Genomic DNA, 23,159 nt, shown 5'->3' with positions numbered 1-23,159 from the left:
AATCTATCAGAAGTTTTTTCCCTGATAGTTTTCACTTATCGGAAGAAAAACAAGCACGAGCAACGCGAGTATTTGTTTTTACCGATAAGTTAATGAGGAAATTTCATTCATAACGAAAAACAGTATTTGAAAGGATTTATCCATGGGAAAATTAGATCTAAACAAAAAACAAAAAAAAGATTCCCTCCTAAACACAGCCTTTGACTTATTTATTACACAAGGAATCAATAAAACTACTATTTCAGACATAGTGAAAAACGCCGGAGTTGCCAAAGGAACCTTTTATCTTTATTTCAAAGATAAATATGATATTAGAAATAAGCTTATATCTCATAAATCCAGTCAGCTTTTTTCCAAAGCACATAATGCTGTTCTTGCAAATAAAATAGAAAAATTTGATGATAGTATCATTTTCATTGTAGATTATGTGATTGATGAACTGAATAAGAATAAATCTTTACTGACTTTTTTATCAAAGAATTTGAGCTGGGGTGTATTTAAAAAGGCACTTATTAATCCAGCTCTTGACTCAGATGTTAATTTTTACGAAATATACTTAAATATGATTGAAAACTCCAAATGTGTATTCATTGAGCCTGAAATAATGCTCTTTCTCATTCTAGAATTAGTGGGTTCTACCTGCTATAGTTCAATTCTATATAATGAACCTGTTGAAATTTCCGTATTGAAACCACATTTGTATGATACCATACGCAATATCATAAAATCTCACCAAAAGCCTGAAGATGAATCATAATTATAATCAATACAAATTGCTTTTAAGATTTTATCAACACAAAAAAGGTCATGCTACATTATATATATTGTGGCATGACCTTTTATATGTTTTATATACTTATTTTTAACTTAATTATATTTTTTACTTGACAAATTTTCATATTTTCTTACATTGGAAGATGAACCTTTTGTTCAAAAGAATCTTTGATTATTTTACGTCCTTCGTCTAAAGATTCAATTACTCCTATGGCCTTAAGTTGCATTACTATATTCCCAAGAACAGATCCCTCAATTGGCCCTGCTATTACTTTTTTCCCAGTTGCATTCGCAGTTAATTCACATAAAAGTTGATCTTGAATTCCACCACCAACCATATTAATACAAGGTATTGTTTTACCAGTTATTACTTCAAGCTTTGCTACGGCATTCTTATATTCATGTGTTAAACCATTGTAAATTGCCATAGCAATTTCTCCAAGGCCTTGAGGTGTTCCCTGTGAATGCTCTTCGCAATAAGAAATTACTTCTTTCATCATACTGTACGGAGCTGAAAATCTCTGGTCATTTGGATCAATGATAAAGTCCTTTCTCTTTGCTTCACGCGAAGCCTTAATAATATCAGGAAATGAAACTTCTCCTTCAAATTCACACCAATCTTTACGCAGGTTTTGCATAATCCATAGACCATTTATATTCTTAAGCAGTCTTATTTTGCCCTCTACACCACCTTCATTGGTATAATTATACTGATAGGATTCCTCGTTAAGAACTGGTTCGTCAATCTCCATTCCAAGTAGTGACCAGGTTCCACAGCTTAAAAATGCCGCATTTTCTTCCTCAAAAGGGGTTCCCGCTACAGCAGAAGCCGTATCATGGCTTCCTACTGCAATAACTTTAACACTCTCAATACCTGTTTCTTTTGCCACCTCATCAATTAAATCACCAACAATAGTACCCGGCTTAATCAACTCACAAAACAAATCAGTTTTCAGTCCCAGTCTTTTAAGTAAATCAATATCCCAAAATCTCTTTTTTGCATCCAACAACTGTCCTGTACTTGCAATGGTATATTCATTAAACATTTTACCTGTCAAAAAATAATTAAACAAATCTGGCATTGCTAAAAATTTATACGCATTTTCATAAACAGAAGGACGCATTTTTTTATCAGCATAGAACTGAAAAAGTGTATTAAAATTCATAAACTGAATACCGGTAGATGCATAAACTTCCTTAAGCGGTACAATTTTATCAATTTCATCTATCACACCAATGGTTCTATCATCGCGATAATTCACAGGATTGCCAATTAAATTACCCTCTTTGTCTATAAATCCATAGTCAACTCCCCATGTGTCAATTGCTAAGCTCGTAATATTTAGTTTCTTGGCTGCTGCCTTTTTTAATCCAACTTTTAGCTCATGATATAACCGAAAGGTATCCCAATAAATATTTTTTCCTACTCGAACAGGATTATTTGTGAACCTATGTATCTCCTCTAATTCAATTTTTCTCCCGTCAAATTTACTTAAAATAAGCCTTCCGCTTGATGCTCCAAAATCAAAAGCCAGATTATATATTGGTGAACTCATACATCTTCTCCTTTTAAATTATTCTGCAATTACTTTAATTTCTCTCTCTTCAAAATATTGATTCCATTTGTCTTGCAACATCTTATCTGTGATTACAATATCATTTTTATTTAAATCACCCACCTTAATAAATGATATATTATCAAATTTACTATTATCAATTGCCAAAATAGTAGTTTTGGCGCATTTTCTCATAATACTTTTTATTTCTGCCTCACTCTCGTTTGACTCTGTAATACCTTTGTCCAAATCAATACCTTTACAAGAAATAACAGCCTTATCCACATTAAAATTCATCAAAGTCCGTTCTGCTGTTTTTCCTACTAACGATAGAGAAGACTCACGAAGCATACCTCCTGTTGAAATTACATTAATTCCTTTGTTTCCTGCAAATTCAATCAGTACTTCTACAGAATTTGTAATTACAGTTAGTTTCCTTATTTGTTTCAAATTTTTCGCAACCATTAATGAGGTTGAAGAAGAATCAAGCATAATTGTTTCCCCTTCTTCTATTAGCTCAGCAACTATTTTAGCAATTATCTGCTTTTCCTTTTTATTCGTTTTCTCTCTTATTCTTAAAGGAAGATCCAGATTTGTATTACTGTTTAAAACTGCTCCTCCATAGGTCTTTTTAACAAAACCCTCTTTCTCTAGCTTTTCTAAATCACGACGAATCGTTTCTTCTGTTACATTGTATTTTTGACTTAACTCTGCTACTAACACCCTTTGTTCTTTCTGCAAAATAGCAAGAATTTCATTCTTTCTTTCTATTGCTAACATTCATTCACCTCCAATTCAGCAAAACGGATATTCACAGTCCGATTTGCTACTTACTAATACGATCATTACATTACTTTTTAGTATTATACCACAATATGTTTGTTTGTTGTAGTATTTTTGTATATTTTTTATCAAAAACAATACAAAACAACAATATATAAAATTAAAACTACATACTAATTATAATAATTGATAAGCTAAATAAAAGCAGCATGATAAATTGATACTTTAAGTGTTTTATCATACTGCAATATTTTCTATTATGACAACGGAATGTGTTTCTTTAGCCAATTAGCAGCTAAATCAAACCAAACTTCACAATCCTCATTTATTTGTTCTTTCGAATTAGCCGTTATTTCATTTGCAAGTGCTAAGCCGTGCCCTCCATTCTGAAATACATGAAGCTCATATGGTACCTTGTGTTTGGCCAATTCCAATGCAAAGTTTAAAGAATTCTCTGCAAAAACGAGGTTGTCCGTAGCTGTATGCCACAAAAAAGTTGGTGGTGTATGCTTGGACACCCAAAATTTGGGACTATATTCCTTAATAATATCCTCTGTTAGATCAACTGTTCCTGTCAAAGCCTTATTGGCAATTTTTATAAATTCAAAGTTACCCTTTAGTTCTTCATTTTCTGCTTCCAGCTTTGCTTTATGTAACATTACTTCATAATCTAAAAGAGGATAGCCTAAAATCAACGCATTCGGTTTAATATCTTCTGCTCTTTTCTCTTTTGTTTTTAAAGAATCTATTAATTCTTTATTGTTCCAATGCACCCCTAAATTGGCTGCCAAGTGAGCTCCTGCTGAAAATCCACAAACTGCAATTTTGTCCTTATCCAGATACCATAAATCAGATTTCTGTCTTAAATAGTATATGGTTTGTGCAAGCTCCTTCAATGCCTGCTTGCCCACTCCTATTCTCCCTTCCTCAATATTACCCGTTGTATATCGAAGAATAACTGCATGATAACCAAGTGATAAAAATTTCATAGCAATTGGCTCTGCCTCTCGATCCGATGTAAATAAATATCCCCCTCCCGGAGCAATTACAACCACCGGGCGTTTCTTACCCGGAAGTAGTTCCTTAGAATCCTCTAATAAATAAGCAGTAAAATATGCCCCCGATTCATTTTCCTCCACATAACGTTTCTTAATAATCAAATTTTACACTCCCTTTCAGTTAACAAAATACATCATTTTCAATTATAACAAAAAGGCGATAAAGAATGTTGATTCTTATCGCTTTTTATTCGCAAACTATATTATACCATATTTTGATAATTTTTTCTATATTAAAGTTTTTACAAAATCTTTTGATGGACTTGGAATAATTGCAAAATCAAGAATCATTCCTTCTTCTCTGATTAAAGCAACAGAAGACTCTACTGCTTCTGTTACCGATGCAACGCTCCCTGTCAGAAGTACATAAGATTTTCCACACATACCTCTGCATACACGAATCTCAAATATATCAACCTGTGCTGTCTTAGCTGCATGATCCGCAGCGACTATAGCCGATGCACCTGTAAAGGTTTCAATCACTCCAAGTGCAGATACCTCTTCTATCTCCGAGGTACAGGTAAGTGCCTTGAAAATAGACTCATGAGGATTACCAAGCACAAAGCTGTCGATTAAACTCTCCGGATACTCTTTTTGTACCGCATCGACTGCCACTCGAACTGCACTTAAATCACCGCTGAATAATATTATAAATTTACCCGGACATACTGTCTGAGCCTGAATTAACTCAACCTCTGCTGTTTTCACAATCCGGTCAGCTGCCTTAATACCTGTGGAAACCGTTTTATATTCTACCATTCCAATTGCCTTATTCATCTTTACTCATCTCCATTATGACTGAAATATTTTATCAGTGGGTACTGAATGTTACCTCAGTTTACTATTGTTTACTTATAGTGATAAAACTGTCATTCACTGCTGTTACAGTACCAGTCAAGCTTGCGTGTAATATAACACCCAAAGCTCCTTCGGGCGGTTTTCCTACCACCTGACCCTGAGACACTTTATCTCCTACTTTAACACTCGCACTGCATGGTGCTCCTATACACTGACGAAGTAATAATTTTACTTCCTTGATATTCATTTCACACTTAGCCATAGGTGCTGCAAGATCAAATTTTGCTAATCCCAAGCGATTTATGAGTCTATGTTCAGGAACCTTACGTTCCTCTCTTAGTTCATTAGTTGGTTTATTGGGTTTATCCGGTGGCTTTACTCCCTTTGCCCTGAGTCCGTTCTTATATTCATCCAGTAGTCTTCGAGGCGATAACCCTTGATGACAAGAATACATTTCACAAAGTCCACAGGATACGCAAAAGAAAGAATTAATAAAAGGTTCTACATTATATGTAATTCCATTAGCGATTGCCCGCATAAATTCATGTGGTTTAATTGCTGAACCGAGTAAATTTCTTGGACATAGGCTTGTACACATGGAACACTGTGAACAGGCTGACATTGCAGCTCGTAAGTTGTTTCTGGTAGTACTCTTTCTCATTGTGATTGGTGGACATGTAGGTGGTAATACTAAAATAGCCTTTGTCGTTTTAGTCACTATGTCAGGTGCAGAACATATTTTACCCGTCATTGGTCCGCCCATAATCATAACATAATCTTCTGTTGTAAAACCACCTGCCAGGTCAATTAAATCCTTCACCATAATACCAACTGGTACTTCTACCGTAATTGGATTTTTAACCAATCCTGCAACCGTAATAAATTTTGTTGTAACATTTTCATCCTTTGTAATTTTTCTATAGATATTAAGGACTGTTTCAACGTTCACTACCACACAGCCAACTAAAATAGGAATCTTACCTTGCGGCACTACCTTTTTCGTTGTCTCATATATCAAAATAACTTCATCACCTGCCGGGTAAATATCAGGCAGAATATGAAGCTTTAAACTTTTATAATTAGCAATACGGCTATTAACTGCCTGTATGGAAGTGACATACGACTTCTTAATGGCAATAATTCCTTCTTTGGCTCCTAATGTATCTACCAGCATCTGCATGCCAAAAAGTACTTCATCGACGTAGTCAATCATCAACTGTCTGTCAACCTTAATTAAAGGTTCGCATTCAGCACAGTTTAATATAATCGTCTCTGCCTGATCCGAAAGCTTTGCATAAGTAGGAAATCCTGCTCCACCAGCTCCTACAATGCCACCCTCGAATAAAGCCTTCTTCATTTCTAACATATCCATTCAGCTCACCTAAACCTTATCCTTTCGTAGCTTTATGGTCGGCTGACCAATTCGTTACTTATTCTTCTACTATTACAATTTTTTGCGGATCATCCACGATGCCGACTACACACGCATCAACAGGTGCATTTAAATCCTCACAACCTATTCTAGCAGAACTTCCCATAGCAACCAACACAATATCATGTATACCGGCTCCTACATTATCCACTGCTACGATTCTGCTATTTGCGTTCATTTTCTCCATTGGATCAACTATTAAGAATTTACTTCCTACCAGATTACTATTTTTTCTGGTACAAATTACTGTACCAACTACCTTCCCTATAATCATAAATACCTCCTAAATTACTTAATCAGGATTCTCCCCTCTTTACCTACACCTAAACCATTTGCTTCATCTGTGTCAATATGCATCTCCAATGTAAATGATTGATCTACTCTAATTTGAACACCTTCAAAAATGCCCCCTCTGCCATTGCCAACTTTAACATTAACAATCTGATTGTCAACCACACCAAACTGTTTCGCATCTTCTGGTGACATATGAATGTGACGTTTTGCAACAATACATCCTTCATCCAAATAAACAGCCCCCAACGGACCAACCATTGCGATTGGTGCTGAGCCTTTTATATTGCCCGATTCCCTGATTGGTGCTTTGATTCCCAAACGAATGGCATCTGTTTGGGACACTTCAACCTGTGAAACTTTTCTTTCGGGTCCTAATATTCTAACATTCTCTATTGCTCTAAGCTTTGTTCCGACCAAGGTGACACATTCCTGTGCCGCATATTGGCCTCCCATTAATACCTTTTTTTTATTTAACTGATAATCTTTACCAAATAAAATATCAATATGTTCCCTGGTCAAATGCACGTGACGTGCTGATATACCAATAGGAACCATATATTCTGATTCTATAACCTTTGTATTGTCAAGCTGTGCAATAACCAGCCTGGTTATTTCTTGAACTAATTGTTCCTGCATGTGTACCTCCAACGGTGCGGGTCTGTACGCACATAATGGTAGTCATAAAGCTTCTGACTGTGCCCAACATATATAAATCAGGCACGTCAGAATTTTACATTATTCTTATTTTACCTGTGGAAGAATTTTTTCTACGTCACTATGTGGTCTTGGAATAACATGAACTGCAATTACCTCGCCTAATTTTGCTGCTGTTGCTGAACCGGCTTCTACTGCTGCTTTTACTGCTCCAACATCGCCTCGTACCATTACACTTACAAGTCCTGAGCCTATCTTCTCTGTTCCCACTAAAACTACATTTGCTGCTTTTAACATAGCATCTGCTGCCTCAATTGAAGCAACCAAACCTCTTGTTTCTATCATTCCTAATGCTTGAAGTTCCATCCTTTTTTCCTCCTTAATGATTACTTGTTCCTTTACTGGCTGTGTTTTGGAAACACTTTTACTTGATACCTTTTTTTTATTTTTATCTATTTCTTTTTGCATTGCTATATAATTTGTTTTGTTCTTTAATTCTTCGGTCATATCTAATACCTCATTCTGAATTACCTGTATTTGTTATTCAAGGGCATTCTTATACTTTTTGGCACTTGCATCCACAAGCTTCTTCGTTTCATCATGCGGATTTGCAATGATTGCTGACGCAACAATATTTCCTACTGCACTTTTTTTTGCGCTTTCCACTGCCTCAGTTACCGCAGATACATCGCCTTGAACAATAACAGTTACCAGTCTGCCTCCTAATTTCTTTTCCCAAGTAAGAAATTTGACATCTGCTGTCTTAAGCATTACATCCAATGCCTGAATTGCATCTGTGAAATTAGGTAATTCAATTAACCCTAACGATTTCATAAACGAACCCTATTTAATTACAGGTAATATTTTTTCTACGTCAACATGTGGTCTTGGGATTACATGAACTGCCACTAATTCTCCAAGTCTTGCAGCCGCTTGTGCTCCAACCTCTGTAGCTGCTTTCACTGCACCTACGTCACCACGTACCATTACGCTGACAAGTCCTGAACCAATTTTTTCTGTACCGATTAACTGAACATCTGCTGCTTTTACCATTGCATCAGATGCTTCAATTGCTGCTACTAATCCTCTGGTTTCTATCATACCTAATGCTTCCTGTGTCATAACTTAATCCTCCTTAAGGTTGTACCTACTAACTATTTTTATTCTAACATATTTTTAATCAAAACGCACTTGTTTTATAATGCACTAATATTTAGCATTTTTTCCGTATTCTGGTCAGGTGCCGCTATCATATGCTTTGATACTACACCAGTTACACTGTTTGCCGCTTCTTCGGCCGCATCCATTGCCGCCCTTACATCCGAAACGCTTCCTCTCATCTTAACACACATTACCAGTGGTACTGGTAATGAATCTGCATTCGCCGGCTTATTTTTATCCAACGCCTCTATCCGCACATTGCCTGCCTTACAAGCCGCATCTACCGCCACAAAGGCGGCAACACAACCAAATACCTCTATTAAACCAACTGCTTCATTCATAGCCTTTTCTCCTATTCATTTACGATAGCAATTTTCAAGCCTTCCATTTTTAAGTTGGTAATATGTGCTTCATTAATCTGATTTAAAGGAAACTTATGGGTAATCAGTTTTCCAATTGGAAGTCCTATCGATTTTGCGCTTTTTAGGAAGTCAAAGGTTGTAGCATAATCTCTTAAGGTATAAACCCAAGAACCTACTGTTGTTATTTCCTTTGAGCAGATGTCAAAGTGAGGATTAATGGTCGCATCTCCACCATTGATAAAGAAACCTAATTCACAAAGACCGCCACCATTTCTGATAAATTTATATATATTGGAATGCGCCACTGGTGATCCTGTACATTGGAAAGCAAAATCTGCCAGATATCCACCGAATGCATTCTCAACTCCATCAGTTAATGCTTCAATTCCTTTATAGTCTTTGAAATTAACCGTTGCAGATGCACCAAGTTCCTTTGCAAAATCCAGTCTCTTTTGTTCTCCGTCAACTGCTACGATATTGTGTACACCCATAGTCTTTAAGATTGCAATACAAATAAGACCAATCGGACCGCAGCCCTGAACAACTACCCTGCTGTTAAATCTTAAGATTCCTGTTGTTTTTGCTCTTTCCACTGCATGAATTAAAACGGCACATGGCTCAATTAAGATTCTGGAATCCAAATCCAAATCACTTACATTGAAAATGGTAGAGCCTCCTCTTACCACCAAGTAATCTGCAAACCATCCGTTCAAGTGAATATCATCATCTGGCAGTAGACCATATACATCGGCTCCGCCTACATTTTGTTTGTTTAAATCAAACATTGTAATGTCTGGGTTATCCTTAAAAATCATACAAGTAACAACCTTGTCCCCAATTGCCAATGATTTTCCGGCACTGTCCTTTTTCACGTTTTTACCCATTTTCACAATTTCTCCAGTTCCTTCATGTCCTAATACCAAAGGAATCAAACCAAATGGATCTCTTTTAAATTCATGTGCATCTGTACCGCAAACACCACAGCCTTCCACTTTTACTAAAATATCGTCATCTCCAAGCTCTGGAATTGGAAATTCTTTTATCTCATAATGCTCTAATGCAGTAAGCATCGCTGCTTTTGAAGTCTTTGGAATACTACCGGCTGCCTTTGGTTCTGCTGCGATGCCAGTACCTTGCATTTCTTCAAGTACTTGTTTTACGATTTCTTCTATATTCATTTCCACTTATATCACTCTCCTTATCGAATACTTAATGCATCACACATTACACATCTTCTGCTTTTCGTAAAATTTTTAGCCGATGTCAAACCTTCTCCGGTTCGGCTTGCTATTGTAAAGGTTGCATAACCTTCTCCACCAAATCCAAGTGCAGCATAAGAAGGTCCGTTTTTAACAAAGATTGCCGTATCGATAGCTTTACCAAATTTGGTCAGATTATTTACATTTGTTGAGTGCATATGGGCAGAGTGTCTGTTTCCCTGTTCTAGTTCCACACTAACCTCAATTCCTTCGTCTATATCCCTTACTTCTACAATTCCAAGTATTGGCATCATAAGCTCTTCTGCAATCAATGGATGTGTTTTTTCACCCTTAAAAATGATACAGCGAATTTCATCACCAACTGTTACTCCTATTTTATTTAAAAGCATCTTTGCGCTACGTCCCACGCACTGTCTGTTTAACATCTTTTTGCCATTTTTCTCAATGAATATCGCTGAAATTAAATTAGCAACTTCTTCTTCATTTGCATGATAGCAGCCTGCTTGTTCCATGTAATACATTAATTCATCTGCTATTGATTTTACTGCTACTACTTCTTTTTCTGCGATACATGGTAAATTATTGTCAAAGGTTGCTCCGTTTACAATGTCCTCGGCTGCTTTTGGTATATTTGCCGTTTCATCCACAAGTACCGGTGGATTTCCTGCTCCTGCTCCCATTGCTCTTTTTCCCGAGGAAAGAACAGATGTAACCACACCTGGACCTCCTGTTGCTACCAATAGTGAGATGTCCTTATGTCCAAAAATAATTTTACTGACTTCCATGGCAGGCTCTTCTACTGCGACCACCAGATTTTGTGGTCCTCCCACTTCAGTGCTTGCCCTGTTTACCATATCAATTGCAAGATTGGAAACATTCTTGGCTGATGGATGTGGAGCGAATACAACGGAGTTTCCTGCCGCCAACATTCCGATTGAATTACAAATTATCGTCTCGGTCGGATTGGTAGATGGGCACACCGCTCCAATAACACCATATGGTCCCTGCTCAATGAGTGTTAAGCCTCTGTCTCCAGACCATGCTATTGTGGTAAGATCTTCAGTTCCAGGTGTTTTTTCTGCAACTAATTGATGCTTTAGTATCTTATGTCCGATATTGCCCATACCGGTTTCTTTTACTCCAAGTTCTGCAAATAACTTTGCATTTTCAAGTGTTTTCTTACGTATATTGGCAATAATTTTTTCTCTGAATTCCAGCGGCATTGGCTGTATTTCTTTTTGCGCTGCTTTTGCAGCAGCAATTGCATCTTCTATGTTTTCAAAAATTCCCATTAATTTCTTTGGCTTTGTTTCGGTCTTATGAATAGAAGGGTTCTCACCTTTACTCATATTTTGCAAAACATTTTGAACCATATCTTGTATTTCTTGTTCGCTGATTGACACTTTATGCACCTCCTACAGCTTTGACTGTACTAAAACTACAGTTAAAGCCCAGATTCTATTATTTCATTTGAGTTAAAATCTTCTTTGTTACTTCTGCAACAATTTTCTCAATATCTGTTGAGGATACTTCTGATGTTTTTGTGCTTGTACATGAATGACAGCCACCACCGCATTGTCCACCTAATTCTGCACACATATCTGCCGGATGCTTTCCTGGTAAGCCCATTTGTCTTCTGATTTCATATAATTTTTGAATTTGCTCTTTGTCAAATTCCTTTGGTCCGCCAAGCTGTCTTGATTTGTATAATAATTCAGCATAAAATTCAACAGATTCCATTTTATGATAAGCAGCTAAAAGGTCAACACTCCAAGTTAATGCTCCGTGGCTTTCTAATAATACTGCATCGTAATAAGGTAAGTATTTTTCTACATTATCCGGAATCTCCATCGTAGATGGTGTACCGTACTCAGCAATTGGAACACATCCTAGTGCGATAACTGCCTCAGGCATAATTGGCTGAGTTAATGGAATTCCTGCAATTGCAAATGATGTTGCAAAGGTTGGATGAGCATGTACTACTGCTCCTACATCTGGTCTGCATTTGTAAACTCTCATATGCATTTTAATTTCTGATGATGGTCTGAAATTTCCATTAGCCTGAAGACAATTTCCATTTTCATCTACTTTGCAGATATATTCCGGAGTCATAAATCCTTTTGATACACCGGTTGGTGTGCAAAGAAATTCATGATCATTTAATTTTACAGAAATGTTACCGTCATTTGCCGCCACCATATTTCTATCATATATTCTTTTACCAATATCACAAATTTGTTTTTTGATTTCATATTCATTAGCCATTTTTAAAAATCCTCCTTAAACATGTGTGTTTGTGTTGTTTTATTTTGACTTTATTTAATTTTATCACTAATTTAATTAAAAAGCAACATGTTTTACAAGTTTTTTTCTTTCTTTTATATTGTTTATAGGACTTGAAAATTCAATAGATTTGTCTTGATCAGATAAGACTTTCATATTAGATGATATCTGGCAGAATAAAAAGCATTTAATCTTTCAAAGCAAAACAACATAAAACAAATATAATTAAAATCTTGTTTTAGAACATATAAAAGATACGTAAAATATTAAAAGAGTATTTCTGCTTGATGTAAGAATATGTATTACAAGAAGCAGTTTGCGAATTTTGAATAACCTAGAACCTTTTAACCTTGAGTTGTATAACATATATGTATAAAAATTTTTTATCAGGAGGAAAATTTTGATTATCACTATAAAAACGCAATCTCAAGTAACAGACTATCCTATTAAAGCTGTACCGATTCCACCTTCAATTTCTATCAATGGGAGTATGATAGAATCACCTATAGCACCTCCATCGTCTCCGGTTGGATATCAGGCGGTTATTATGGAAGACCCAAAATTAAACATTTATCCCAATATCCTTTATAATAATTATTTTAATCTAAGTACAAATTCAATTAGCTGGTATAAAAACTATATCAATATGTACGATATTATGTTTCAGGAAATTATAAGCAGTCATTATGCTGTTTTAGGATATCTTTTAATTCTATGCTCGTTTGGAGCAGGCAATAATATACCGCCAACCCCTTCTATGTATAAATTTTTAACTACAGTTGGAGCCTCTGATGGACTAGAGTATTGGGAAACGCATTGTGATCCAGGCAGCCAAATGAGCAATGATAAGTACTGGATGGTTTCTCCGGTAAACTACATGTTAATTGGACGTTTTGGCTATGGAGCGAAACAAGGCTTTGAAGAGTTTCAAAAATCTAGTGCTTGGAATATGCCAATACAATCAACCTATCAAACTACAATATAAGATAAATCCCGAAAGTATCTACTTATGGATTGTGATATTTTGATAATAGGACAAGGAGGAAAAACAGGGTTTGCCAGAGTGTTAAAAACTATAGCAGTCTATTTATCTCGAAAATTTAAGATTGTTTATTTTGCATATAACTTATATACACAAGTTAAGTCAGAACTTTATGTTATTGAAACAAATAAAGAGCTAGGTGATATATTTGGTGCAAAGCAGGTTCCTGTATTAATTGAAAAGTACAAACCGAACGTTATCTTCATGTGTCATGATTATTGGTTATATGATGTGCATTATAATAACTTTAAAAGACTTGGCTATGCAAATAAGGTGGTCCTTTATTGTCCGGTAGATGAAAATTCACCTTATGTAGATCGAGCTTATAAACTAAAAAATTTATCACATATAATCTTCTATACACATTATGGAATGCAACTATTTCTTCAGGAATGGAATTTGGCAGGTTACAATCATAAGAATGTTGTAATGCCGCAGATTGAAATTATTCCACATGGAGTAGATTCAACTAAATTTTATCCTATAGTAGGCGGAAAGAAAAGAGCAAGACAGATATTATTTCCAGATAAAAAGGATATGTATGATTCTTTTATTATATTAAATGGTAACAGAAATACCCCTAGAAAACGACTTGATCTTACATTAATGAGTTTTTCACTTTTTGTTAGAAATAAGCCTAAACATATTTATCTGTATTTACAAATTGATGATAATGATTGTGGGGTAGATCTGATAAGTTATATTAAGAAACTTGGTATAGAAGATAGAATTATATTGAGCAAATTTGAAACACATAACGATGAGATAAATGATGAGCAGTTAAACATTATTTACAATGCTTGTGATATAGGAATTAATACTTCAAGCGGAGAAGGATGGGGACTTGTTTCGTTAGAACATGCAGCCACAGGAGCTGCACAAATCGTACCCAATCATACAGCTTGCAAAGAGATATGGTATCAATCCGGCTTATTAATCGATCTGGATAGGAGCAGTACAGAAAACATTATAGATACAAAGCATCTGGCAAAACTATTATCCAATGTATATAATGACAGGGAGTACCTTAAAACACTATCTGATAAATCCTTGCACTTAGCTCAAGAGGTTGAATTGTCTTGGGATAGGATATGTGAACGCTGGATTAATTTGTTTGAACAGTTTATAGTGAAGTAAAAAACTGAATTTTATAAAACTACCACAAATCAAAATGGCACAGCATAAGCCAGTAAAATGTAACATTCATATTCTTGATTTTACCGGATAATGCTGCGCCTATTCATATGTTATTATGATAAAAGCTCTTTTACAAAAGCTGCAAATTCTGCATTCTTACAATTTGCAAAGAAAAGCTCCTTAAATTTATCTCCTGCAACTGCACCTTTAACCAAATCCTGATCAATGCTCTTTAAGGTTGTGATTAAATCCTTTAAAGATACCTTTCTAACTTCATCAAGAATTTTCTTGTTTCTTTGCTCCGGTACGACTCTTTCCTTTGGATAACCTTGTCCGCTTTCTCCTTCAAATAACTTTTCGAAGATATATTGAAGATTTAATTCTGCTCCCCATCCAAATCCCTTAGCAAAAGGAATCGCAATGGCATTCCCATCATTGATTTGTGCAAACATATATGCATCTGACGGATCAACCACATGACCGCAAATGACTCCTGGGAATGAATTGCAAGCTAGCATTGCTCCTTCACCCGTGCCGCATCCTGTTATAACGTAATCGGCTGCACCTGAATTTAAAAGAATGGCTGCCAAAATACCGTTTTGGACGTAGGTTAACTGATTTTTATCCTCTGCACTATACATTCCATAATTAAATGTTTTATGTCCCATTGGCTCAGTAACTTTCTTTAACGTAGAGAAAATCATTTCATTCTTAGCCGCTTGACTGTTTTCATTAATTAGAGCTATTTTCATTTTGTTCTCCTTTTTCTTGCTATATTTCTTAAATTTGAATATTAATTTACCAGTCAATTATAGCATTGCTAATTTTCTCTTTCTTGTGTTTTAGTGGATAAAAACTAGCATTTATTGAACAAAGCCGTTTGGCAGAATTTAATCTTTGCAATCTTTCTTATAAACCGTAACCCCTTCCTTTATTGTTTCTATGATCTGTATGTCTTTAATTTTATCTTTTTCAATTTTCGTTGGATTTTCATTCAATATTACTAAGTCAGCAAGCTTTCCCGGCTTGATGCTGCCTTTTGATTCCTCCTCAAATATCTGATAAGCAGCATAAGTAGTAACTGCTTTTAATGCTTCTTCTACTGAAATTCTTTGCTCCTCTCCCAAAATTCTTCCATTTTGAGTGATACGATTGACTGCATTATGCACTGAGAATAAAACATTTGGCGGAATAACAGGGGCATCCTGATGCATCGTAAATACCATTTTTCTCTCCATCGCAGATTTCAGTGGACTCATTCTCATCGCTCGCTTTGCACCAAGTACAGATTCATAATGGTAATCCCCTCCATAATAAATATGATCCAGAAAAAAGGTTGGTATCATACCAATTTTTTTCATTTCGTCTAGCTGATCATCTCTTATAATCTGTGCATGAACAATAACAGGTCGAAGCTTGGCTTGACTTTGAGTTTCCTTTAAAGCCCTTTTATAGGCATTAATAAACTGATCGCATGCAGCGTCTCCATTACAATGTGCATTTATTTGCCAATTATTGTTTATACAACTTTTGCATTCTCTAAATACTTCTTCATCGGTAGAATTTGGAAACCCTCTGTAGTTTTTCACTTTCCCCGTTGGAACGATATAATAAGGTTCACTTAACCACGCCGTTTTTAGATGTGGTGCCCCATCTATTAATATTTTATATCCTCCAATCCGATAATGGCTCTTATAATTCGTTAATGGATTGGATAGGCTTGACCAATATTTAGATGCGGCTTCCTTTGTCACATAAGATATAATATCAATATCTAAAAGTTGCATTTCTGACAGATTTTTCAACAAAATATACTCTAATTTTCCTGTTTTGGCATCCTGTGCTGTTGTAATTCCATAAGAAACGTATTCATTTACTGCTTTCTTTAATGAATGTATTATTTTTTCGAGAGATGGATATGGTATTCTATCTTTTTCAAACAGCGCATTCTCTTTAATTAATCCTGTCGTATCGCCGTTTCTGAGTTCTACCATCCCACCACTTGGTACTTTAAATTCTTTTCCTGCATAACCAAACTCTTTCAAAGCAGGTGAGTTTAATACCGCACAATGTCCAGATGCATGGAATATGATAATAGGCACTGATGTACTTATTTTATTTAAATCATATTTGGTTGGATGTCTGCTTCCTTCTAATAACGTATTGTCATAGTCTCTACCAATCAGCCACTCTGCCTTTTTAGGTTTTTCTTCCTGATATGCCTGCTTTAAAACCTCAACAATGTCTTCAACTGATTTGCATTGACTTGGCCCTACATTTACCATTAACATATGAAACGCAATAGAACTAATATGGGAATGAGAATCAATAAATCCGGGCAATATTGTTTTTTGCTCTAAATCTATTATGAATGTATCCTCTTCTTTGAATGAAAGAATATCTTGATTTGATCCAACCGCTTTGATTCTTCCCTCTTCAATTAAAACTGCCTCTGCATTTGGTTGACTCTCTTCCATTGTTATAATTTGGGCATTATAATAAATGATCCTTTTCAATTTGTATCTCTCCTATTTTGTATCTATTGTTTAAATTATGATTACGATTCATGGAACCGATTTTATTCAAAACGTATTACTGATAAAGACACTCTTATGAAGTATTTGTAGATAAATAAAACTTATACTTTATTTCTCTTTCCAATATTTTTAAATATTTTTTTAGAAAACAAACTTAAAAATCCAGACAAAATTATCATTTTTTTGTCCGGACTTTTTTCTCTAATTCAACTGCTTTTTAAAGCTCTTGCAATACTCTTTGATTTTATCAATTTGATAATCATTTTCTTCCATTAATTGAATAAAATATGATCCTACAATGACTCCGTCTATTATGTGCTTCATTGGTTCTACATCTTTGGCAGTACGAATTCCAAATCCCATCATGACAGGGATTCTAGATTCATTTTTTACCTGCTTTAAATAATCTATAATATTCTTATGAAAAGAAGCATCCTGACCGGTTACTCCCATAGAGGAAACACAGTAAACAAATCCTCGTGCATGCTCTAAAATTTTAGGTATTCGGTTTTTTGAAACAGGTGACACCAATTGAATCAGAATCGGAGCCTCCTCTTTGCCTAAAAATTCATTGATTTCTCCCTGCTCTTCAAAAGGCAAATCAGGTATAATCAAACCGTCCACTCCAACCCCGATACACCGTTCTACAAAGGCTTTTACTCCATAATACAAAATAGTATTGTAATAAAGCATTAAAACAATCGGTATCTGAGATTCTTTTCTAACATTTTCTACAATTGTAAAAACTTTTTTTAAATTGACACCTAATTGAATTGCCTTAAAAGAAGCGTCCTGAATCACCGGTCCGTCGGCAACCGGATCGGAAAACGGTACCCCGAGCTCAATCACGTCACATCCGGCCTCATCCTGTGCCAAAATGATGTCTTTTGTTCCTTGTAAAGACGGAAGTCCTGCTGTCATATAAGTAATCAGCGCCTTTTTATTTTCTATTTTCAACTCTTGTAATCTTTTTTCAATTCGATTCATTTTTATCCCCTCCTAATTTAAGTAGCCTTTGCCACTGAAATAATCTGAAACAGTATTTACATCCTTATCTCCACGTCCTGATAAACATACAATCATTGCCTGTTCTTTATTCATAACGGATGCTTTTTTAAAGGCATAGGCAAGAGCGTGTGCACTCTCTATTGCCGGTATAATACCCTCTAGTTCACATAGCTCCTTTAGTGCATCCATCGCCTCATTATCCTTTATAGATACATATTCCACTCTTTTGGTATCTCGCAAATACGCATGCTCTGGTCCTACTCCCGGATAATCAAGTCCTGCTGATATGGAATGTGCAAGCTCTACGTTTCCATTCTCATCCTGTAATAAATAGGAACGCATTCCATGCAAGGTTCCTGGCTTTCCAAGTGCCATTGCACTGGCATGCTTTCCGGTTTCAACTCCCAGTCCGGCTGCCTCTACTCCAATTAACTCTACTTCTTTATCCTCAATAAAATTGGCAAACATTCCAATCGAGTTAGAACCCCCTCCTACACAGGCAATGACCGTATCAGGCAATCTGCCCTCCTTTTGTAAAAACTGCGCCTTTGCTTCTTTACTTATAATGCTTTGGAATTCTTTCACTATCTTTGGATATGGATACGGTCCTACTGCCGAGCCTATGACATAAAAAGTGTCTTCTGCTGTTTTAGCCCATGTGCGTATCGCTTCATTGGTCGCATCCTTTAGCGTATTGCTTCCTGATGTTACACTAACCACCTTTGCCCCAAGCATTTCCATACGAAATACATTCAGTGCCTGACGCTTAATATCCTCTTCTCCCATATAAACCGTACATTCCATATTAAATAATGCAGCTCCTGTTGCCGTTGCAACACCATGCTGTCCAGCACCTGTTTCAGCAATCACTTTTTTCTTTCCCATACGTTTTGCCAACAAGATTTGGCCAATAACATTATTGATTTTATGTGCACCTGTATGATTTAAATCCTCTCTTTTTAAATAAATTTTTGTTCCATATTTTGCTGAAATTCTTTCTGCCAAATATAGAGGTGTCTCTCTGCCCACATATTCTTTCAAATAGTAATCAAGCTCTTCCTTAAATTTAGTATCGTTCATTGCCTCCTCAAAGGCAGCCTCCAGTTCATCCAACGTATTGATTAATGATTCTGGTACATATCTTCCACCAAAACTGCCATAATAATATTTCTCCATCTCTGTCTTCCTCTCCTTCTCATTCCATTGATTTACTTTATTTACAAGTTCTTTTATCTTTAAGGCATCCTTTCCATTCTCTCCTTCCACTCCGGTACAGACATCTATGATATCCGGTCTTAATTGCCTGACTGCCTTTTCTACGTTGTCTTTATTCAGACCTCCTGCAAGGATAAAAAGCTTTCTGTCTCTTGGTATATGATCAAGTATTGACCAATCAAAGGTTTCGCCGCTACCCGGAATCGCACTGTCAAATACATAGCCAAATACCTTAGAACAGCTTTGATAATTTTCATAATCTCCTAAATCGCTTATATGAAACGCTTTTAATATTGGAAGTCTTATTTCTTTTAGGACTTCCTTTGAAAGTATATTGTGTATCTGAATATAATCAAAACCCAAAGCCTGTATTTCCATCACCTGTTCTATTGTCGGACTGACTGTGACAGCAACCGTTTGTATCGAAGATATCGATAGCTTTTTTAATAAAATCTTTGCATTTTCAATAGAATTATTTCTTTTGCTTTTAGGATAAAACATGACCATTCCTGCGAAATCCACCTGATTTTCTATCAACATAGTAACTTCCTTTGGTCTTGTTATTCCGCAAATCTTTATCTTTGTACCCATATAACCTCCTCTTAATGAAATAGATCTTTCCACTTATTCGCCAACTCCTTTGGATTTTCAGATTCCATAAAGGCTCTACCGATTAACAGGGCATTTACCTTACAGCTTTTTAAAAACTCAATGTCCTCTTCTGTCGTCACACCACTTTCCGACACAAAAACAATTTCGGAATGAAGCATTTCAGATAAACGTTTTGTCGTCTCTAGGCTAATTGTAAAATCCTTTAAATTTCTATTATTCACTCCAATTATTCTGGAGTTTAAATTAAGAGCACGTTTCATTTCTTCCTCATCGTGCACCTCAACTAACACATCCATACCTAACCGATAGGCTAAATCATAGAATTGCTTCATTGTTTCATCATTCAGAATTGCCGCAATTAAAAGAATCGCATCGGCACCGATTATTTTGGCTTCATATATTTGATATTCATCAATAATAAAGTCCTTTCGCAGAATTGGTAAATATGACATTCCACGGATTTTTTTTAAATATTCGATATTTCCATTAAAATGATCCTCCTCTGTTAAGCAGGAAATGGCATCTACCGCCTCATTGTATTGATCAATTCTGTCTATAAGCTCTATTTTACTGTTAATAATTCCCATACTCGGCGACGCTTTTTTAAATTCTCCTATGATAGAAAGTCCGGGTTTTGCCAATGCATCGTAAAAGCTAATTGAGTTTCTATCACTAGATGCCGCAAGTAAACGCATTTCATCCTCACTGATTTTTCGTTTGCTCTTTGCTAGACGCTTTTTTTTATATGCAACAATATCATCTAAAATCATAATTACCTCCTTATATAATGCCGTTTACAAAATTCTCAATTAACCGCTTCCCATGTTCGGTATAGATGGATTCCGGATGAAACTGAAGTCCTATTACAGGAAATTTTCTATGCTTCATTGCCATAATTTCTCCATCCTTAGTTGTTGCCAATACTTTTAAACAGTCCGGCAAATCCTCTGATTGTACTGCAAGAGAATGGTATCTCGCAACCTGAATCGGTGTATCGATTCCAGTAAATATGCTTGTTTTATCATGCTCAATCACTGATTGTTTTCCATGAAATAGCTCCTTTGCATAACCTACCGTTCCTCCTAGTGCTTCTCCAATGCATTGATGTCCAAGGCATATTCCAAGAATTGGCTTTTTATCATAAAAGTATCGAATTACTTCCAAACAAATCCCCGCCTCTTTCGGACTCTTTGGACCGGGAGAAATTAATATTTTATCAGGATTTAAAGCTTTTATTTCCTCAATGGTTATTTTATCATTTCTTACCACCCTGATGTCCTCTGCAAAAATTCCTAAATATTGATACAAGTTGAAAGTAAATGAATCATAGTTATCAATTAAAAGTATCATAGCTTCTCCTCCTCAACCAACGTTTTAGCAAGTGCCATTACTTTATTGCAGCATTCCTCATATTCACTCTCTGGAACAGAATCAGCAACAATTCCTGCTCCCGCCTGCAAATATACTTTGTTATTCTTTTTAATCATGGTTCGAATGGTAATGCAAAAATCCATATTGCCGTTAAAATCAAAATAGCCCGTTGCTCCACCATATAAGCCTCTTTTTACTTCTTCTAATTCATCAATAATTTCCATCGCTCTTATTTTTGGTGCACCACTTAAGGTTCCTGCCGGTAAAAAAGAAGATATTAAATCAACTGGATGATACTCTCCCTTCTTTCTTCCCTCCACAAGTGATACAATGTGCATAACATGAGAATAATTTTGAACTTCCATAAACTGTGTAACCTTGACACTTCCAAATTCTGCGATTCTGCCCATATCGTTTCTTGCAAGGTCTACCAGCATAACGTGCTCGGCTCTTTCCTTCTCATCCTTTAAAAGCTCTTGTTTTAATTGCTCATCTTCCTTTTCATCCTTCCCCCTTCTTCTGCTTCCTGCTATCGGACAGGTATAAACCTTATTATCTACCTGCTTAACCAGCATCTCTGGTGAACTTCCAATCATTTCAAAATCCTCAAACTTAAAATAATATAAATATGGCGATGGATTCAATAATCTCAATTCCTTATATAGTTCAAAACCTGTTTGTCTTGTCTCTATCGTCCATCTCTGTGAAAGCACCGTTTGAAAAATATGTCCTTCTCTAATATAATGCTTAATTTTTTCTACTTTATTGCTGTACTGCTTTAAGGAATCGGATTTATGAATAATAATTCCATCATGAACAAAATTGTTTTCTTTGATTACCATATTAGAAACGGCTGTCTGAATCAAATTCTCGGCCTTTTTTTTCCCCTTTCGCTTTCCTTCTTCACTATCTTTTTCCAATACCACAGCCGTGAGAGTTTCTGCAACATGGTCTATGACAATAAATGTTGTAGCCAGCATAAACTGTATTGTTTCAATTCCTATTTCATCTTCATTCTCATCTGGTAATTCCTCTGTATATCTTATAAAGTCATAACCCAAACTTCCTACCAAACCACCTGTAAAAGCTAATTCACATCCTTCTGTTCTTATTTCAAATTCGGAGTAGTATCTCTTAAGCTGCTCAACTGGATTTCCTTTTAATATCCTCTCACTGCCGTCCTTGCTTTTAATTACTAAATTATTTCCTCGTGAGGTAATAAGCTCTTCTGGTTCTACTCCAAAAAAGGTGTACCTACCATTATTTTTATCATAGCTCTCTAATAAAAACCCTATGTTCCTTTCGGCCAGTCCCTCAAATATGCCAACCGCCGTTTCATTAACAATGCTCACTGTTTTCTTATATGCTCTAAAGATTCGTTTCATTTTGTCTCCTCCTAACCCAGTTGAAACGATAAATCGTTTCACTTGTCATGAATAAAAAAATCCCTGCTACTATTATCTAGTAACAGGGACGTGTTTACGTGGTACCACCCATTTTCTCAAGTTTAAAATTGGCTGTTTTAAAAACATAGTTTTTCTATAGAATTACCCTACTTTAATATGTTAATAAAGGAGTCTTTTCTATAAAAAAAAGACATATTCTCCAATCGGATAATATATCTGCCACCAATTCATACCTGACTCATTTACAATACGGAAGCTTCGCTTCGATATTATTCCTCTATAACGTGAGGTCACGGCTGCAGCTACTTGAATTTCTTTCACCTTGCATCTAGCAAACCCATTCCTTATGGTTCTCCATTCTGGTTCTCACCAATCCCAGTTCTCTGTAATGTACCTTCCATAAGTACTCTCTTTGATCATCGATTTTTTATATTTATTCACATCCTAGCACAGCAA

The 23,159-nt window shown here is 35.7% G+C and carries 24 protein-coding genes; 3 read left to right on the top strand and 21 right to left on the bottom strand.

The window, feature by feature from the left end; translation table 11 throughout:
• Positions 1 to 142: 142 nt before the first annotated feature.
• On the top strand, positions 143 to 757 hold the full coding sequence (locus C8E03_RS06665) for a TetR/AcrR family transcriptional regulator (protein WP_094379374.1): 615 nt from the start codon (positions 143 to 145) through the stop codon (positions 755 to 757).
• 148 nt (positions 758 to 905) lie between these two features.
• Here the strand turns inward: C8E03_RS06665 and C8E03_RS06660 are convergent, their stop codons facing one another.
• The 14 genes from C8E03_RS06660 to C8E03_RS06595 form a co-directional block, all read right to left on the bottom strand.
• Positions 906 to 2,330, bottom strand: coding sequence for a rhamnulokinase (locus tag C8E03_RS06660; protein ID WP_094379376.1), 1,425 nt, complete (start codon positions 2,328 to 2,330; stop codon positions 906 to 908).
• An 18-nt stretch (positions 2,331 to 2,348) separates the two neighbouring features.
• Positions 2,349 to 3,110: a DeoR/GlpR family DNA-binding transcription regulator gene (locus tag C8E03_RS06655; RefSeq protein ID WP_094379378.1), complete on the bottom strand. Its 762-nt coding sequence runs from the start codon at positions 3,108 to 3,110 to the stop codon at positions 2,349 to 2,351.
• Positions 3,111 to 3,370: 260 nt separating this feature from the next.
• Positions 3,371 to 4,273 (bottom strand): alpha/beta hydrolase, encoded by a 903-nt coding sequence (locus C8E03_RS06650; protein WP_094379380.1) that lies wholly within the window; start codon positions 4,271 to 4,273, stop codon positions 3,371 to 3,373.
• 126 nt (positions 4,274 to 4,399) lie between these two features.
• Positions 4,400 to 4,948 carry a BMC domain-containing protein gene (locus C8E03_RS06645; RefSeq protein WP_094379382.1) on the bottom strand — a complete coding sequence of 183 codons (549 nt, stop codon included), beginning with the start codon at positions 4,946 to 4,948 and terminating at the stop codon, positions 4,400 to 4,402.
• 64 nt (positions 4,949 to 5,012) lie between these two features.
• Entirely contained in the window at positions 5,013 to 6,341 is a 1,329-nt protein-coding gene (locus tag C8E03_RS06640) for an SLBB domain-containing protein (protein WP_094379384.1), read from the bottom strand.
• A 58-nt stretch (positions 6,342 to 6,399) separates the two neighbouring features.
• Entirely contained in the window at positions 6,400 to 6,675 is a 276-nt protein-coding gene (locus C8E03_RS06635; protein WP_110290587.1) for a EutN/CcmL family microcompartment protein, read from the bottom strand.
• Positions 6,676 to 6,689: 14 nt separating this feature from the next.
• Positions 6,690 to 7,331 carry a phosphate propanoyltransferase gene (locus C8E03_RS06630; RefSeq protein ID WP_094379388.1) on the bottom strand — a complete coding sequence of 214 codons (642 nt, stop codon included), beginning with the start codon at positions 7,329 to 7,331 and terminating at the stop codon, positions 6,690 to 6,692.
• A 105-nt stretch (positions 7,332 to 7,436) separates the two neighbouring features.
• A complete protein-coding gene (locus C8E03_RS06625) occupies positions 7,437 to 7,715 on the bottom strand; it encodes a BMC domain-containing protein (protein WP_110290680.1) in 279 nt (92 codons plus the stop codon).
• 174 nt (positions 7,716 to 7,889) lie between these two features.
• A complete protein-coding gene (locus C8E03_RS06620; protein ID WP_094379392.1) occupies positions 7,890 to 8,183 on the bottom strand; it encodes a BMC domain-containing protein in 294 nt (97 codons plus the stop codon).
• Positions 8,184 to 8,192: 9 nt separating this feature from the next.
• Complete coding sequence (locus C8E03_RS06615) at positions 8,193 to 8,471, bottom strand: BMC domain-containing protein (protein WP_094379394.1); 279 nt, start codon at positions 8,469 to 8,471, stop codon at positions 8,193 to 8,195.
• 74 nt (positions 8,472 to 8,545) lie between these two features.
• Complete coding sequence (locus C8E03_RS06610) at positions 8,546 to 8,851, bottom strand: BMC domain-containing protein (RefSeq protein WP_110290586.1); 306 nt, start codon at positions 8,849 to 8,851, stop codon at positions 8,546 to 8,548.
• Positions 8,852 to 8,862: 11 nt separating this feature from the next.
• Complete coding sequence (locus C8E03_RS06605; protein ID WP_330410729.1) at positions 8,863 to 10,050, bottom strand: zinc-dependent alcohol dehydrogenase; 1,188 nt, start codon at positions 10,048 to 10,050, stop codon at positions 8,863 to 8,865.
• Between the two features lie 20 nt (positions 10,051 to 10,070).
• Entirely contained in the window at positions 10,071 to 11,495 is a 1,425-nt protein-coding gene (locus C8E03_RS06600; protein ID WP_110290585.1) for an aldehyde dehydrogenase family protein, read from the bottom strand.
• Positions 11,496 to 11,553: 58 nt separating this feature from the next.
• On the bottom strand, positions 11,554 to 12,357 hold the full coding sequence (locus tag C8E03_RS06595) for a class II aldolase/adducin family protein (protein WP_094379403.1): 804 nt from the start codon (positions 12,355 to 12,357) through the stop codon (positions 11,554 to 11,556).
• Positions 12,358 to 12,775: 418 nt separating this feature from the next.
• Between C8E03_RS06595 and C8E03_RS06590 the strand changes: the two genes are divergently transcribed.
• Both C8E03_RS06590 and C8E03_RS06585 read left to right on the top strand, forming a co-directional pair.
• Complete coding sequence (locus tag C8E03_RS06590) at positions 12,776 to 13,360, top strand: hypothetical protein (protein ID WP_110290584.1); 585 nt, start codon at positions 12,776 to 12,778, stop codon at positions 13,358 to 13,360.
• Positions 13,361 to 13,399: 39 nt separating this feature from the next.
• Positions 13,400 to 14,554 carry a glycosyltransferase family 4 protein gene (locus C8E03_RS06585; RefSeq protein ID WP_146212302.1) on the top strand — a complete coding sequence of 385 codons (1,155 nt, stop codon included), beginning with the start codon at positions 13,400 to 13,402 and terminating at the stop codon, positions 14,552 to 14,554.
• Positions 14,555 to 14,667: 113 nt separating this feature from the next.
• Here the strand turns inward: C8E03_RS06585 and C8E03_RS06580 are convergent, their stop codons facing one another.
• From C8E03_RS06580 to trpE, 7 genes are all read right to left on the bottom strand, one after another.
• On the bottom strand, positions 14,668 to 15,306 hold the full coding sequence (locus C8E03_RS06580) for an RpiB/LacA/LacB family sugar-phosphate isomerase (RefSeq protein WP_110290583.1): 639 nt from the start codon (positions 15,304 to 15,306) through the stop codon (positions 14,668 to 14,670).
• A gap of 138 nt (positions 15,307 to 15,444) precedes the next feature.
• Positions 15,445 to 17,070, bottom strand: a complete 1,626-nt coding sequence (locus C8E03_RS06575) for an amidohydrolase (RefSeq protein ID WP_110290582.1) — start codon at positions 17,068 to 17,070, stop codon at positions 15,445 to 15,447.
• Between the two features lie 222 nt (positions 17,071 to 17,292).
• Positions 17,293 to 18,078: a tryptophan synthase subunit alpha gene (gene trpA, locus C8E03_RS06570; protein WP_094379413.1), complete on the bottom strand. Its 786-nt coding sequence runs from the start codon at positions 18,076 to 18,078 to the stop codon at positions 17,293 to 17,295.
• 12 nt (positions 18,079 to 18,090) lie between these two features.
• Entirely contained in the window at positions 18,091 to 19,905 is a 1,815-nt protein-coding gene (gene trpB, locus C8E03_RS06565) for a tryptophan synthase subunit beta (protein ID WP_110290581.1), read from the bottom strand.
• Between the two features lie 11 nt (positions 19,906 to 19,916).
• A complete protein-coding gene (gene trpC, locus C8E03_RS06560; protein WP_110290580.1) occupies positions 19,917 to 20,696 on the bottom strand; it encodes an indole-3-glycerol phosphate synthase TrpC in 780 nt (259 codons plus the stop codon).
• Positions 20,697 to 20,706: 10 nt separating this feature from the next.
• The gene (locus C8E03_RS06555; RefSeq protein ID WP_110290579.1) at positions 20,707 to 21,276 is read right to left on the bottom strand and encodes an anthranilate synthase component II; all 570 of its coding nucleotides are present in this window, start codon (positions 21,274 to 21,276) and stop codon (positions 20,707 to 20,709) included.
• Complete coding sequence (gene trpE, locus C8E03_RS06550) at positions 21,273 to 22,682, bottom strand: anthranilate synthase component I (protein ID WP_110290578.1); 1,410 nt, start codon at positions 22,680 to 22,682, stop codon at positions 21,273 to 21,275. The genes C8E03_RS06555 and trpE overlap by 4 nt, the downstream gene beginning before the upstream one ends.
• Positions 22,683 to 23,159 lie beyond the last annotated feature (477 nt).

The sequence above is a fragment of the Lachnotalea glycerini genome (assembly GCF_003201285.1).
Classification (GTDB): domain Bacteria; phylum Bacillota; class Clostridia; order Lachnospirales; family Lachnospiraceae; genus Lachnotalea; species Lachnotalea glycerini.
Note: the sequence above shows the minus strand (reverse complement) of the source record. Positions and strands in the feature narration are given on the sequence as shown.

What these genes read in the sequence shown, in the direction of transcription:
- C8E03_RS06595 (WP_094379403.1), bottom strand. Translation starts at nt 12,357, where the DNA reads ATGGCTAATGAATATGAAATCAAAAAACAAATTTGTGATATTGGTAAA.
- C8E03_RS06625 (WP_110290680.1), bottom strand. Translation starts at nt 7,715, where the DNA reads ATGGAACTTCAAGCATTAGGAATGATAGAAACAAGAGGTTTGGTTGCT.
- C8E03_RS06620 (WP_094379392.1), bottom strand. Translation starts at nt 8,183, where the DNA reads ATGAAATCGTTAGGGTTAATTGAATTACCTAATTTCACAGATGCAATT.
- C8E03_RS06660 (WP_094379376.1), bottom strand. Translation starts at nt 2,330, where the DNA reads ATGAGTTCACCAATATATAATCTGGCTTTTGATTTTGGAGCATCAAGC.
- trpA (WP_094379413.1), bottom strand. Translation starts at nt 18,078, where the DNA reads ATGAATCGAATTGAAAAAAGATTACAAGAGTTGAAAATAGAAAATAAA.
- trpB (WP_110290581.1), bottom strand. Translation starts at nt 19,905, where the DNA reads ATGGGTACAAAGATAAAGATTTGCGGAATAACAAGACCAAAGGAAGTT.
- trpC (WP_110290580.1), bottom strand. Translation starts at nt 20,696, where the DNA reads ATGATTTTAGATGATATTGTTGCATATAAAAAAAAGCGTCTAGCAAAG.
- C8E03_RS06605 (WP_330410729.1), bottom strand. Translation starts at nt 10,050, where the DNA reads ATGAATATAGAAGAAATCGTAAAACAAGTACTTGAAGAAATGCAAGGT.
- C8E03_RS06655 (WP_094379378.1), bottom strand. Translation starts at nt 3,110, where the DNA reads ATGTTAGCAATAGAAAGAAAGAATGAAATTCTTGCTATTTTGCAGAAA.
- C8E03_RS06665 (WP_094379374.1), top strand. Translation starts at nt 143, where the DNA reads ATGGGAAAATTAGATCTAAACAAAAAACAAAAAAAAGATTCCCTCCTA.
- C8E03_RS06645 (WP_094379382.1), bottom strand. Translation starts at nt 4,948, where the DNA reads ATGAATAAGGCAATTGGAATGGTAGAATATAAAACGGTTTCCACAGGT.
- C8E03_RS06615 (WP_094379394.1), bottom strand. Translation starts at nt 8,471, where the DNA reads ATGACACAGGAAGCATTAGGTATGATAGAAACCAGAGGATTAGTAGCA.
- C8E03_RS06640 (WP_094379384.1), bottom strand. Translation starts at nt 6,341, where the DNA reads ATGGATATGTTAGAAATGAAGAAGGCTTTATTCGAGGGTGGCATTGTA.
- C8E03_RS06630 (WP_094379388.1), bottom strand. Translation starts at nt 7,331, where the DNA reads ATGCAGGAACAATTAGTTCAAGAAATAACCAGGCTGGTTATTGCACAG.
- C8E03_RS06635 (WP_110290587.1), bottom strand. Translation starts at nt 6,675, where the DNA reads ATGATTATAGGGAAGGTAGTTGGTACAGTAATTTGTACCAGAAAAAAT.
- trpE (WP_110290578.1), bottom strand. Translation starts at nt 22,682, where the DNA reads ATGAAACGAATCTTTAGAGCATATAAGAAAACAGTGAGCATTGTTAAT.
- C8E03_RS06555 (WP_110290579.1), bottom strand. Translation starts at nt 21,276, where the DNA reads ATGATACTTTTAATTGATAACTATGATTCATTTACTTTCAACTTGTAT.
- C8E03_RS06580 (WP_110290583.1), bottom strand. Translation starts at nt 15,306, where the DNA reads ATGAAAATAGCTCTAATTAATGAAAACAGTCAAGCGGCTAAGAATGAA.
- C8E03_RS06610 (WP_110290586.1), bottom strand. Translation starts at nt 8,851, where the DNA reads ATGAATGAAGCAGTTGGTTTAATAGAGGTATTTGGTTGTGTTGCCGCC.